At 53.8% G+C, this 12,671-nt stretch carries 11 protein-coding genes; 7 read left to right on the top strand and 4 right to left on the bottom strand.

Annotation, left to right across the window (positions count from 1 at the left end; genetic code table 11):
- Positions 1-60 precede the first annotated feature (60 nt).
- The 3 genes from ACLHIJ_RS06855 to ACLHIJ_RS06845 all read left to right on the top strand — a co-directional run bounded on the left by ACLHIJ_RS06855 (position 61) and on the right by ACLHIJ_RS06845 (position 2,308).
- The gene (locus ACLHIJ_RS06855) at positions 61-972 is read left to right on the top strand and encodes a MurR/RpiR family transcriptional regulator (RefSeq protein WP_411296854.1); all 912 of its coding nucleotides are present in this window, start codon (positions 61-63) and stop codon (positions 970-972) included.
- 158 nt (positions 973-1,130) lie between these two features.
- Positions 1,131-1,340 carry a hypothetical protein gene (locus tag ACLHIJ_RS06850; protein ID WP_411296855.1) on the top strand — a complete coding sequence of 70 codons (210 nt, stop codon included), beginning with the start codon at positions 1,131-1,133 and terminating at the stop codon, positions 1,338-1,340.
- The gene (locus ACLHIJ_RS06845; protein WP_411296856.1) at positions 1,337-2,308 is read left to right on the top strand and encodes an acetylxylan esterase; all 972 of its coding nucleotides are present in this window, start codon (positions 1,337-1,339) and stop codon (positions 2,306-2,308) included. The genes ACLHIJ_RS06850 and ACLHIJ_RS06845 overlap by 4 nt, the downstream gene beginning before the upstream one ends.
- 30 nt (positions 2,309-2,338) lie before the next feature.
- Here ACLHIJ_RS06845 and ACLHIJ_RS06840 read toward each other — a convergent pair whose 3' ends face one another.
- Both ACLHIJ_RS06840 and ACLHIJ_RS06835 read right to left on the bottom strand, forming a co-directional pair.
- On the bottom strand, positions 2,339-3,502 hold the full coding sequence (locus ACLHIJ_RS06840) for an N-acetylglucosamine kinase (protein WP_411298783.1): 1,164 nt from the start codon (positions 3,500-3,502) through the stop codon (positions 2,339-2,341).
- Positions 3,503-3,761: 259 nt separating this feature from the next.
- A complete protein-coding gene (locus tag ACLHIJ_RS06835) occupies positions 3,762-5,081 on the bottom strand; it encodes an SOS response-associated peptidase family protein (protein WP_411298782.1) in 1,320 nt (439 codons plus the stop codon).
- A gap of 153 nt (positions 5,082-5,234) precedes the next feature.
- Between ACLHIJ_RS06835 and ACLHIJ_RS06830 the strand changes: the two genes are divergently transcribed.
- The 4 genes from ACLHIJ_RS06830 to ACLHIJ_RS06815 all read left to right on the top strand — a co-directional run bounded on the left by ACLHIJ_RS06830 (position 5,235) and on the right by ACLHIJ_RS06815 (position 10,855).
- Positions 5,235-5,957, top strand: a complete 723-nt coding sequence (locus tag ACLHIJ_RS06830) for an ABC transporter ATP-binding protein (protein ID WP_411298781.1) — start codon at positions 5,235-5,237, stop codon at positions 5,955-5,957.
- Between the two features lie 6 nt (positions 5,958-5,963).
- Positions 5,964-8,504, top strand: coding sequence for an ABC transporter permease (locus tag ACLHIJ_RS06825; protein ID WP_411298780.1), 2,541 nt, complete (start codon positions 5,964-5,966; stop codon positions 8,502-8,504).
- 585 nt (positions 8,505-9,089) lie between these two features.
- Positions 9,090-10,163, top strand: coding sequence for an ABC transporter permease (locus tag ACLHIJ_RS06820; RefSeq protein ID WP_411296861.1), 1,074 nt, complete (start codon positions 9,090-9,092; stop codon positions 10,161-10,163).
- Entirely contained in the window at positions 10,160-10,855 is a 696-nt protein-coding gene (locus ACLHIJ_RS06815; protein ID WP_411296862.1) for an ABC transporter ATP-binding protein, read from the top strand. Before ACLHIJ_RS06820 ends, ACLHIJ_RS06815 begins: the two co-directional genes overlap by 4 nt.
- Positions 10,856-10,930: 75 nt before the next feature.
- Here the strand turns inward: ACLHIJ_RS06815 and ACLHIJ_RS06810 are convergent, their stop codons facing one another.
- Both ACLHIJ_RS06810 and ACLHIJ_RS06805 read right to left on the bottom strand, forming a co-directional pair.
- On the bottom strand, positions 10,931-11,365 hold the full coding sequence (locus ACLHIJ_RS06810; protein WP_411298779.1) for a hypothetical protein: 435 nt from the start codon (positions 11,363-11,365) through the stop codon (positions 10,931-10,933).
- A 154-nt stretch (positions 11,366-11,519) separates the two neighbouring features.
- Positions 11,520-11,903, bottom strand: coding sequence for a lipocalin family protein (locus ACLHIJ_RS06805; protein ID WP_411296864.1), 384 nt, complete (start codon positions 11,901-11,903; stop codon positions 11,520-11,522).
- Positions 11,904-12,671: the final 768 nt, after the last annotated feature.

Here is a 12,671-nt window from a genome sequence, read left to right as displayed (position 1 = left end):
CAGCACAATCTGCGCTCACCGTCAAAGAAATAGCTCAGAAAAGAAAGAAGGGAGATAACTGTGACACCACAGACCTCCACCGAAGATTTCGTCAACAACCGCGTGCCACTCACCACCCGTATTCGTGGTCTATTACCCAGTATGCAACCAGCTATGGCACGGGTTGGCTCCCTCATTGTGGAACATCCAAAGAAAGCTGCCGCAATGACGATTTCTGAGCTGGCTGACGCGGTTGGCGTCTCAGAAACCACCATCGTCCGTTTTTGCCGAGAGATTCACGCTGGCGGCTACTCCCAACTGCGGCTGGCACTCGCCGTGGAATTGGGTGCCCGTTCCGAAGCCCAAGAGCGATTTCATGGTGATACCGATATTTCCCCAGAAGATACCCTGTTATCTGCTGTAGAGAAGATCGCCTATGCTGACGCGCGATCAGTGGAGGATACCGCGAAATCCCTATCCTTACCCACATTAGAGCGAGTCGTAGATGCCATGATTGCTGCCAACCGGATTGAGATTGTTGGGGTAGGAGCCTCTGGGCTAGTGGCCATGGATCTTCAGCAAAAACTGCACCGGATCGGCATGATTTCTTTTGCTTTTACTGATCCGCACCAGGCTTTGACTTCCGCTTCACTGCTGGATGAGCATGCCGTTGCCATTGCGATCTCCCACTCCGGCAATACTGCCGACACGATCGAATCCCTCACCGTCGCCGCCGAACGCGGCGCCTGTACTGTAGCTATCACTAATTCCCCCCGCTCCGCCCTTGCAGCTTTAGCCGACAATGTATTAACCACCGCAGCAATGGAAACGACGTTCCGCTCCGCCGCCACCGGATCTCGCCTCGCCCAGCTCACCGTTGTCGATTGCCTATTCGTCGGTGTCGCCCAAAAACGCCTCGAACAATCCCTCTCCGCTCTTGATGAGACACGTCGCGCGGTGGCCTCGAAGCGTTTTAATACCAAGGTGGAATAGGCACACTAATGTCTGCCACCGTCTTTCCTCCTCCAATCCGGCGCTTGTGGGCGGGCAAAGTATTTTGCTACGGCACACATCCACACGCTTCGTCCCCAATACAATTTAGCTACTTAATCGCCTATCTCTGGCACTGCCTCGAGATATTAGGAAACTATGTGACGCTCCGTTTTGGTAAGACCTTCGCGCGTGAGCAACCTTCGGATTGGGAAGCGCTGCGCATACCCGAACGCCGCTGCATATCTTTCAGCTATCTCACCATCACGGCATCCGTTTTCACGTATTCTCCAAAGACCTTATCCACCGTGACAGATCAGACTATCGCGGCATTGTTTCATATAACTGCAGATGAGGAGATATGCTCATGACGTTCTTTGATATGAGTCTCGATCAGTTGGAAACATATCGACCGACGGTGCGAGAACCACAGGATTTTGATGACTTTTGGCGGCGAACTCTCGCAGAAAACCCCTTCGATCCGCAACATATTCAGATAACGGATTACCCGAGCCGCCTACGTAGCGTGCGAGTGCGAGATGTGATGTTTCCTGGTTTTGGAGGTACACCCATTGCCGCATGGCTTATCACTCCCGTTACGCCTGGGCCTCACCCCGTCATCGTGCGCTTTATTGGGTACGGGGGCGGGCGCGGATTCCCAGAAGAGAATCTCATCTGGGCCAGTGCCGGCTTTGCGGAATTCATCGTCGATAATCGGGGGCAAGGTGGCGGCTTTGGCTCGGGAGGAAACACCCGTGATTGTGACGGCGGCGGGCCAGCAACGTCCGGATGTTTGACGCGCGGTATCCTCAATCCTGACGAATACTATTATCGTCGGTTGTTCACCGATGCTCACCACGCAGTCTGCACACTCGCCCATATTCCTGATGTTGATCCCCAACAGATTATTACTGCTGGTGGAAGCCAGGGCGGGGCGTTAGCGATCACGGCGGCAGCCCTGCATCCCGATATTCGGGCAGTTATGGCCGACGTGCCATTCTTATGCCATATCGAACGTTCAATTGGGCTGACGGGAGCTCAACCGTGGGCGGAGATCGTGCGGTTCTTATCCGTCAATCGCGATAGTCGCGAAGCGGTTTATCACACATTGTCCTATTTTGATGTGGTTAATATGGCTAAGCGAGCTACTGCACCAGCATTATTCTCAACCGCACTAATGGATATGGTCTGCCCGCCCTCAACGGTTTACGCCATGAAAAACTGGTACAACGGACCACATGAGATAGCGGTTTATCATTTCAATGGGCATGAGGGCGGGGGTACTTACCAGATCCGCCGGCAACTTTCGTGGTTGACGCAAACTATTCTTCAAAAGTAGTTGTCTCACGTTCTTCTTGCGCAGGCGGGCTTAGGAAAAGGGCGTATGTTCAGCTATCTGGGCAGTTAAAACCGTGCGATCTAGATGGCCTTCGGACGCAAGCTGTAGCGCCCCCACAATCGGCGGCACACTATCACATAGGTGAAGCCCCGGATACCGACGCAATAACTCTGCCGATAACCGATCACGAAGCGGTCCACCCTCACAGAGCAATCCACCCGTCAAGACCATATCCTCATTGCGCACCTCTGTGTCGCAAACGGCAGCGACGCTACGGCATATCCCAGTAATAGCCTGCGATACGATTTCGACACATACTGCGTCATCTACATGCTCACACACTATTGGCGCAAACTGACCAAATTCTGCTGGATTTACCTGATCGACGTAGGCAATAAGATCTTGCCTCAGATCCTGAGCATCCGCACCCGCGCCCATCGGCATATTAGCCTGTTTCCTCGCGCCTTGATCCGAGTATCGCTCCTGTTCACAGCGTATTGCTAGACAGTGGTTCAGAACCTCCTGAGTTAGCAGGGTCTGCGGTCCTCGCCCGTCCAATGCGGCGGCAACAGCCTGAAGTGCCTGGATCCCGATCCAGGTGGCTGAGCCAATATCGCCCAGTAGCCACCCCATTCCGTCACATCGTCTGGTCAGAGAAAAATTCTGATATTGAGCAACAACTGCTCCAGTTCCAGCTAATACGAGGATTCCATTTCCGCTCTGCGATGCTGCCGCAAAAGCGGTGTCGAGATCTTGGGAAATACGTATTGGGTCAAAGTGGTATTTGGGAGTTATCCCGCCGCCTGTCTGACTTTCCCTCGCAACAGCTAGTCGATTGGTGATCCCAGTGTTTAGCTCGGTAGCTAGTTGACTGTTTATCTGGGCAGCTAGTTGCTCCCAGCGACGCTGACATTCCGCATTGATATGTTCCCAGCGGGCCGGACCAGCCCCTGCAATCCCCAGGTGTGCGCCAAGAATCGTAGCGCCGGGGAGCGCAGCACATACGTCAGCAATTGCGTCAAAGATATTATCTAAAGCTCGCGTCCCAGACGAGCGAATATTACCTCCAGCACCGCGCGCGTAGGCACGTACCTGACCATCCTTCGATACCGCCACAACCTTCGAACTCGTCGCACCAATATCCGCACCAAGATACACCTCAACGCCACGTTCAGAAGCTATTGTCTGAGACATAAAAAGCACCTTTACCCTGCTCAGATGGCCAGCATGTGGTATCCACATTACTCTATGCGCCTCAAGGTAATGCGTTCACTCAGCACCCCTATTAATAACTGACGCACAGAGCGACATTCCAATATCTCTTTACACGTATGCCACTATGCAATATCTCCTTATATTGGGAAAGTGCGGCTGTGGCAACGGGTTGTAGCACTGGAACATACCCGCCGATATGCGCAGAATCTACAGCACATAGATCCCAAAAATATATTAATTACAACCCAGGAATCGTCTGCGACCACGTGCTATGAAAAATCGCATCGACGATAGGGCGGTTTGGCGCGAGCCAATCAAGATCGGAATACGTTTGCTCATCAACCCAGCGCAGCTCGATATGCCCGGAACCAACCTGCGGCTGACCATCTGCCTGAGCGCTCCACACCAACATTTGCCGACCACCGAGAATTGGCCATGCACCATCAGCGCTTTGCGGGCAGAGCACTCGTTCTTCAATGAACAATCCGCACCCGAGCTCCTCGCGGATCTCGCGTTCTAAGGCGCGATGAGGTTCTTCCCCTGGTTCTATCTTTCCACCCGGTAACTCCCACTTTCCGCGCAGTTCTTCTGGATAGGAACGCTGGGCGGCTAGTAGTTCGACCCTCCTGCCCGAGGTCGTATTTCGATGCCGCATAATTGCCGCTGCAACAACGCGGGCCCGCATAGCCGGATCACGCACCGCTTCTGGGGTGTTATAGGTAATATCGCCGATCTGCGGCGCTGCCAGGCGAGGTTGGAAAATTGGCTGCGGAATATCCGCTATTAAACGGCGTACTTCAATAAGATCCGTTTTCCTCGGGTCAAGCCACGAATCCCACATATACTGCGGAATGAGCAGCGGGCTACGTTCGTGGATGTGCCCAATCGCATCTGGTGCGGGTCTGGTTATGATTGCTGCCGTGCTCCGCCACGGCTGGTCTGGCCCACCTCGCCACACAGAACATACCCCAGCAAAAGCCAGTACCGGATCATCCGTTCCACCGGAAAGAAACCACGGGATTTTCACTGCTGAGCCGTGCGTCCCCTGCACCTGCCGCGTTGCCCGCTGCCATTCGTAATACCCGTTAGCTGGGATGAGGCACCTGCACAGCGCCGCCGCTTCTCTGAAAAATGGCTTTTCCGTCAGGGTTTCAGCGCGGGCATTTATCATGTTCCGAGTTTCTGGCTGTGCCCACGACGGGAGAAAACCCCAGTCCATTGCCCGCAGTTGGCGTTGGATTGTGCGCGATAAAGCCGAATTATTCGCGGGAAGGGTCGGATTATCCTGGTTGCCAACCTGGCTATTCGGGCCTGGAACCGAATTATTCTGGTTGACGGGCTGCTTATGCGAAAGACCAGCCTCAACAAACCTATCCACAATCACCGATATGTGCTGGCTAGGAGCAATATTCCACGAGGGCTGTGGGATAGGGTCAACCACGCGCTCCACGTCAAAGTGCGCACATATTTCCTCCGGCGCACTCCACAATGCATATCTGCCACACACGCAATCCATCCTAGTGCTCTCAACGTCGGCGCCCAAAGGCTGCCGTGCCACCGCATACTCCGCCGAGAGCAGCACAAGAGCTACCCCCCCCCATCCGCCTCAAGTCGCACATGCCATTATTTGGCGCCCAGCTCACGAGCCATTTTCCCGAAAATCATACCGACGGCGGAAAGTACACCCACATACCCGCCTTAACCTGGCGCTATGAGCACTTTTCCATACCCAGTATCCGCCGGATCCCAGCCGGCAATTCACACCATGAATCTGACCAAGGTCTACGGCAGCGGCGAGGCAACCGTCGTCGCTGTCAATAACGTCAATATTGATATTCGCAGCGAGGAATTCACCGCCCTCATGGGCCCATCCGGCTCAGGAAAATCCACTTTCCTCCACTGCGTCGCCGGTTTAGATGGCGTCACCTCCGGAAAGGTTATCGTTGGCGGTGAGGATATTACCGCGATGAACGATACCGCGTTGTCGAAATTCCGCCGCGACCGGATCGGTTACGTATTCCAGAGTTTCAATCTTTTACCCACTATGAACGCGCGGCAAAATATCGAACTACCTTTGCGTATGTCCGGCGCCCGTATTGATAGCGCCTGGTTCGACCAGCTCATCACCAATCTCGGTTTAGCTGATCGTCTCCACCATTTCCCACATGAACTTTCTGGCGGGCAACAGCAACGAGTCGCCGTAGCTCGCGCCCTGCTGAGCCGCCCTGCCGTCGTCATTGCCGACGAACCCACCGGAAATCTTGATTCCGTCTCCTCAAAAGAAGTCCTCGGGCTCCTGCGCAGTGCCGTTGACGAACTCGGTCAAACCGTTCTCATGGTCACTCACGATAGCGACGCGGCAGCGGTAGCTGATCGAATCATTCGGATGGAAGACGGCAATATCGTCTCCGATTCCGTGCCAGCCACGAGGTGATCTGCAATGAACAATGTGCTGTGGAGTAATCTGCGACGTAAACCCGGACGGCTAGTAGCCACAGTTATTGCAGTGGCAATGTCGGTCGCCTTTATCATCGTCACGCTGAGCTTATCGAACTCCATCAATAATTCCTTAGTTCAAGCTACGGCCTACCAGGTGCAACACACATCCGTCATCATGACCTGTGCAGATTCACCAAGTACCACCGATAACGACCCGCACTGCCTGCAATTGCCCGCAACTTTGCGAGAACACCCCGAAGTTTCCCAGGCTGATATTACGACGAGTTTAGGGGCAGAGCTGCGCTCAGCTCACGCTCTTACCTTTGCCGAGATTGGTAGCGTTATTAGCCCAGAACAACGCTGGCAAGAGCTCACCTCCGGGCAGATGCCTACGACCTCCGGAGAAATCGCCTTAGGATCTTCCACCGCAGAAACTCTTGAGGTTTCCATCGGGGATACGGTCTACCTTGAGGGCGCAGATCATTCGGCCAATACCTATCGGATTACCGGAATATATGACGATGACGTCCCTGGCATGTTGCCCTCGGCCACCATGCTCGATAAGGATATTCGCGCCGCTATTCCTGGATCTTTTTTCTATTCCAATATCCTCGTTTCGTCGAATTCCCTCAATGCTGAACAACTAGCGAGCTTCTTGCAGCAGCTACCGGAGATGCGCAGTTTTAATATCACTCCCGATAAGATCCAGACGGCAGCGCAATACACCGAAGATTCCATTAATAAGATGACGGGCAATGACGACACCCTGAAAACCGTGCTGCTCGGTTTTGTTCTTATCGCGCTGATTGTGGCCTCAATCGTGGTGAGCTTGACCTTCCACGTCCTCATCGCCCAGCGAACTCGGGATTTGGCCTTAGTTCGCTGCCTGGGGGCAACTCGCGCTCAAATTCGCCGAATGGTTATCAACGAGGCGGCTCTCATCGGAACTATCTCCGCTATTTTCGGCAGTATCCTCGGGGTGGCGGTGACGTTCATATTATTCCCAATGTTCAATCTCGCTCCGGATCTACACGGCTTAATGGGCTCTATCGTTGCCGCTTTTATTGTTGGTTTAGTGCTGACGGTGGTCTGTGCATTAAATCCGGCCCGACGGGCAACTCGTGTATCGCCGATGGCAGCCCTACGCCCAGTCGATATGGTTCGAGAAAACTCTCGGATCCGATACGGACGCCTGGCCCTGGCCTGGCTTTTCTTCTTCGCCTCCGCTGCCGTATTAGCGCAAAGTATTCGCAACAATATGCTCATCCCCGCCGTATTTTCTGGAGCATTACTGTTTATCGCGACGGTTATTGTGAGCCGGTACATCATTCCCGCTCTTATTCGCGCTACCGCCGCCATTGGGGGCAATCGTGGAACGACCGCGCGCCTCGCCGTATCGAATCTCTTGCGCAATACCTCCCGAACGGTTGCCACCGCAGCGGCCCTCATCGTTGGCATTGGGCTCGTGACCTGCGTTATCGTCGGGAAAACCTCAATGGAGGAATCCCTGATCCAAGAGTTGGATACTCGTCGGCCTTTTGATTTTGTTGTTACTGGCGAGGATCTCACGCCCGAGCAGTTAGCTCCGGTTGCGCATTTCGACGGGGTTGAGCGGATGCATATCACACCGGCTGCCACGGTCAGTGCGGTGGATCTATCGGAGAATGCTGCAGGTGCCATTGCGCCGCCGCAGATCGCCGATAGTACATCCACGGAATCCGAGCATGCCGCCGCGACCGATACGAGCAGCGCATTAACTGCTATTTTGTTGGCCGACGATACCTCCGTGACGAAACTGGCGCGCAGTTCGCTTCCCGTCCCTGAGGTTGGTACCGTCTTTACCTCAAATGCAGGGATTTTTGGGGTCGCTGACGGTCAGCAGATCACGGTCAGCCAAGGCGCAACGCAGGTTCAGCTTACCGTCCATGAACTGCGCGGTTTCGGTGAGAATATCCTGTGGGCAAATCCGCAGGATGTGGCGCGGTTCCACACCCACTCGGCGGCGATTCTCAGAGTCTCGGATTCTGTTACCCTCAGCGATCTATCCCAGCTATCGGCGCAGTTGCGCTCGCTTGGAACGGATATTACGTTGTCGGCAAGCGCGATAGATCGCGTGCATTACGAAACAATTCTCGACCAGTTAATGTTTATCGTTTTGGGGTTGCTCGGGGCTGCCGTCATTATCTCCATTGTGGGCGTATCGAATACCTTGGCACTGTCAGTTATTGAACGCCGACGAGAATCCGGGCTGTTGCGCGCCTTGGGATACAGCCGCCCACAGATGCGCCGGATGATTTCTGTGGAGGCGCTACTGACGGTTTTCAGCGCGGTTATTATCGGCGTGACGTTAGGGGTTGTCGAAGGCTGGGCCGGAACCTTCACGCTGACCCAGGGAGCGGAACTGCCGGCTCATTTCGTATTCCCGTGGCAGTGGATCCTCGGCATTATTGGGGTAGCTGGCGTGACGGCCTATCTTGCGGCCTTGCTGCCGGCTCGATCCGCTGCGCGGGTCTCGCCGCTCGAAGCAATCGCCGCTGAATAGCGGGGAAGGCTGCGAGGGCTGGCGCTGCTCGGTTCGGGGGTTAGCAGGAAAGAGATCCTGCTAACCCCCGAACACGTTTACCCCTTTTACACCCAGCCATATTTCCCGATCACGCGCGCCCAGCACGGCAGCTCGTATGGCGAGCATAGCCAGACATTGCGTGGGGTTCTCAACGGGGCATGCGAGAATCTGGCACGCCCAGAGCCTGCTATCGGCGCCTCTCGTATGGCGCCCTTTCCTACACGCCAACCACGTTGCCGAAAATACTGCAGCACGCCTTGCCCTGCCACCTATCCTCACTCAACACACGCGCTATCACTCATGCGGCAAACCATCTCCCCACCGCCCGCTACAGCCACCTCATCGCACACGCTGCCCACTTATAATCCATCCCCCCCCATCACACGCACTACCCGAATCCCGAGCCGAGCCACCCCAAAATCCATCGCGCACAGTGCAACCCACTAGCTCACGCCCCTACCGCACGCTGTCGGCGAATCGTGAGATACACCCTTGCCGCACCTCGAAGCACCCCATTATGCTCACGGTGTCCGGTTCATCTACTTTTGTAAGAATGGCGTTCCTGTGTTTCTAGCATTACGAGAAATCCGACATGCCAAGGTCAGATTCTTGGCAATTTGTGCCGTCGTCTTTCTGCTCAGTTATGTCGTGTACTTCCTTACCGGCCTGGCCTATGGGTTAGCCAGCTCCTACACCGAAGTACTCACCCGCTGGAATGCTCAGAGCATTACCCTAACTGAGGAATCCAACGCCAACGCCCTGGCCTCCCGAATGGATGCCGCACAGCTAGAATACGATCCCAGCTCTAGCGCACTGTGGCAAGTAACAGCCACTGCCGTTCCCGCTCTCGATAACAGCACAGATGCCCGCGTCAACGTCTATCTTTTCGCTACCGACGTTGACTCTTTCCTGATTCCCGAACCCAGCAGCGGAACCGCTCCTGCTAGCCCATCACAGGTGCTCGCTGATAGCACCCTGCAACGCTCGGGCTACCACGTCGGCTCCTCACTATCTATCCCCCATATCAGCACTCCCGTTACGATTTCTGGCTTCGTCGATCACGCTCGATTCCAAGCCGCACCCGTCATTTTCCTCAGCCCCGCACTATTTTCCCAAGCCGCACAGCTCCCCAGCGGCACGCGCCTGGTCAACGCAGTGGTAAGTACCGACGAAAATGCTGCCGTTCAGTATCACGGAAATGACGCACACCTGGTAACGCTGAGTACCAAAAAATTCATTGACGAACTGCCCGGGTATCGCGCCCAATATCTCACCTTCGGTCTGATGATCGGCGCATTGATCGCCATTTTGAGCTTAGTCCTCGGCATTTTCATGTATGTTCTGACCTTGCAAAAGAAACACGTCTTTGGCGTGATGAAAGCCCAAGGTATCCCGACGTCATATCTGGCCCGATCAGGAGCGATTCACACACTGTTGATTACTGTGGTCGGAGTCGGGCTCGGCTTACTTGCCGCCGTTGCCAGCGGGATTGCTCTGAGCAGCAAAGTTCCTTTCGCCGTCAATCCGCTGCTATTTACCGCCGTAAGTATTGCCTTTATCGTCTTTACCTTAATTGGCAGTATCTTCCCGATCTCCATCATCTCTCGCGTTGACCCCTTGGAGGCGATGAACGCATGAACCCGTCGAATAACAACCAATCCATGATTGAATTACGCGGCGTTACAAAAGATTTTCAGCAAGGATCCCAGACGATTCATGCCTTAAAAGAGACGCATTTTCAAGCCGGACGCGGGGAATTCATTGCGGTTATTGGCCCATCAGGGTCCGGCAAATCGACGTTCCTGACCATCATTGGTGGGCTACAAACCCCAACGAGCGGCGAAGTATTCCTCGCCGGTGAAAATATCACGACGGCAAACACCAAAGCCCGTAGCGCGGCCCGCTTCCGCAACCTCGGTTTCGTCACCCAATCCTCATCTTTGGTCCCATTCCTCACCGTGCGCGAACAGCTCCAACTACATGGGAAAGTAACCAAAGATCGGGCAGATAACGAGCGTATCCTTGCCATGCTTGACCAGCTCGGAGTGGCGGATCTGGCCGATAAATATCCTGCCGATCTCTCCGGTGGGGAGCGGCAACGAGTAGCTATCGCCGCTGCCCTCTTTCATCAGCCATCAGTAGTTTTAGCCGACGAGCCAACCGCCGCTTTGGATACCGAACGCGCACTGGCAACCGCTGAACTCTTGCGCGATCTAGCCCATGAAACGCAAGCCGCAATCGTCATGGTGACTCACGATACTCGACTCATCCCTTACTGCGATCGAGTCTACGAAATCCGCGATGGTGAACTGAGCGAAGCGACGGCTTAACCTGCGCCGAATAATACAATCTGGGCGTATGCCGTATCGCATACGCCCAGATGAGTCTGGAAATGACGTCAGAGATTACTTCTTTTTGAACGTCAACTGAAGATCATCTTCAACGAACGTTAAGGTACCATCCTTGAATTCACCACGAGATGTATTCCCATCCGCGGTCATCTCGAGTTCCGTATCAGAAAGAGCTTTCCAGGTGAATTGCACTGATTTACCTGAGGACTTGACGTTTCCAGTGCCGTCAGCCTTGATCTCAAGCTTGAATTGGTCAGCCTTCTCGCCAAGCGTCTTCGCATCGATCTTTTTACCGCCCTCAACGGCTGACTCTAATGCGTACACACCAACCATTTGTTCACCCGGCTTGGCGGTTTCCGCTGGCTCGCTGGTCTCCGTCTGCGTGCCCTTCTCAGGAGCGCTACCACTTTCATCCTTCGAGCTACAACCACTAAGCAAGAACGTAAAGGCAAATATGCACGAAAACAGCGCAAGAATCTTCTTCCCCATGAACAATCTTTTCCTTTCGCGAAGATAAAAATATGGCGCGCACAGAGTTCTCCACTATGCGCGCCACTACAGGTAAGCGTAAAGGATCTCGCAAAAACGAATGCACCAGATAATGGCGCACCACCATCCTCTAGCTCACCGCCGGAAGCTCCAATTACTTCTTCTTGAGCTTCATCTGCGCTTCAGCTTCTGCATTTTCTATTACGAGACGATCGTCTTTAAGCGTTGCGGTCTGTGTTTTACCTTTAACCGTAATATCAACGCTATCGCCAGATGCTTTCCAGGTCAGATCCTCCTTCTGACCCATTGCTGAGGCAACACCCGTGCCATCTGCCTTAAACTCAAAGCTAATATCCAGACCCGCTTTTTCGGCATCTTCGGCGGTCAACGTCTGACCGCTAGCAGATAGTTCATCTACCACCCACGTACCGACAATCTTCGCGCTATCGGCACCTGCGTCATCTTTTCCACCACAACCAGTAAGCAAGAATGACATTGCAAATACGCAGGAAATCAGCGCAAGAATCTTCTTCCCCATGAATAATCCTTTCCCAATTTGAAAAACAAAAGCCACAACACGTGCCACCGGGATCATCCATTAGACGCGCTGCACAGGGTAAAGCCTAAAGGACGCTAGAAAATAACACCAAACACACGGGGATTTCGCCTATCTGAGCGGTTCTCCGATCTGAAAGGATCTACTGCATCCGCTACTTCTTCTTAAGCACCATCTGAAAATCGTCGTTATAGTCAAAGCGTTTCACGACAGCGTTCGTGAATTCACCCTGATTTTAACAATACGACAGACAGCGACATTCTTTTCGGGATAGCTGGCTTGCGTTCTATCAGCAAGGATCAGTTCGATTTCCGTATCGGAAACGGCCTCCCATGTAAAATTCTTCGATAAGCCATCAAACTCCGCGCTGCCCGTACCGTCGGCTTTGATCTCAAAATGGATTTTTTGCCTCTCTCACCTATATCTTTTGCAGTAAACGTCTTGCTACCTTCGGTGATTGATACGAGTGCATAGTCACCGGCTATATTGTCTTTCGAGCTGCAAGCACTGAGCAGGAACGTAAAGGTCAATATAGACGAAATCAGGGTAAGAGAATCTTCTTCCCCATGAATAACCATTTCTTTCTGTACGAATACGTCACAACGCACACAAGATTACACACCCGGCATGCCACATGCGTACAGCGCAGCCCGACTCAATGGCATCACCAAGTAAGAAAAGCGCTATTTTGCTCTAGGTTAAGGGGATTGCGTGCTGCGCATGTCACTCAAAGTGCGCTGGGCCAACAAC

The organism is Trueperella sp. LYQ141 (genome assembly GCF_046599555.1).
Lineage (GTDB): Bacteria > Actinomycetota > Actinomycetes > Actinomycetales > Actinomycetaceae > Trueperella.
Note: the sequence above shows the minus strand (reverse complement) of the source record. Positions and strands in the feature narration are given on the sequence as shown.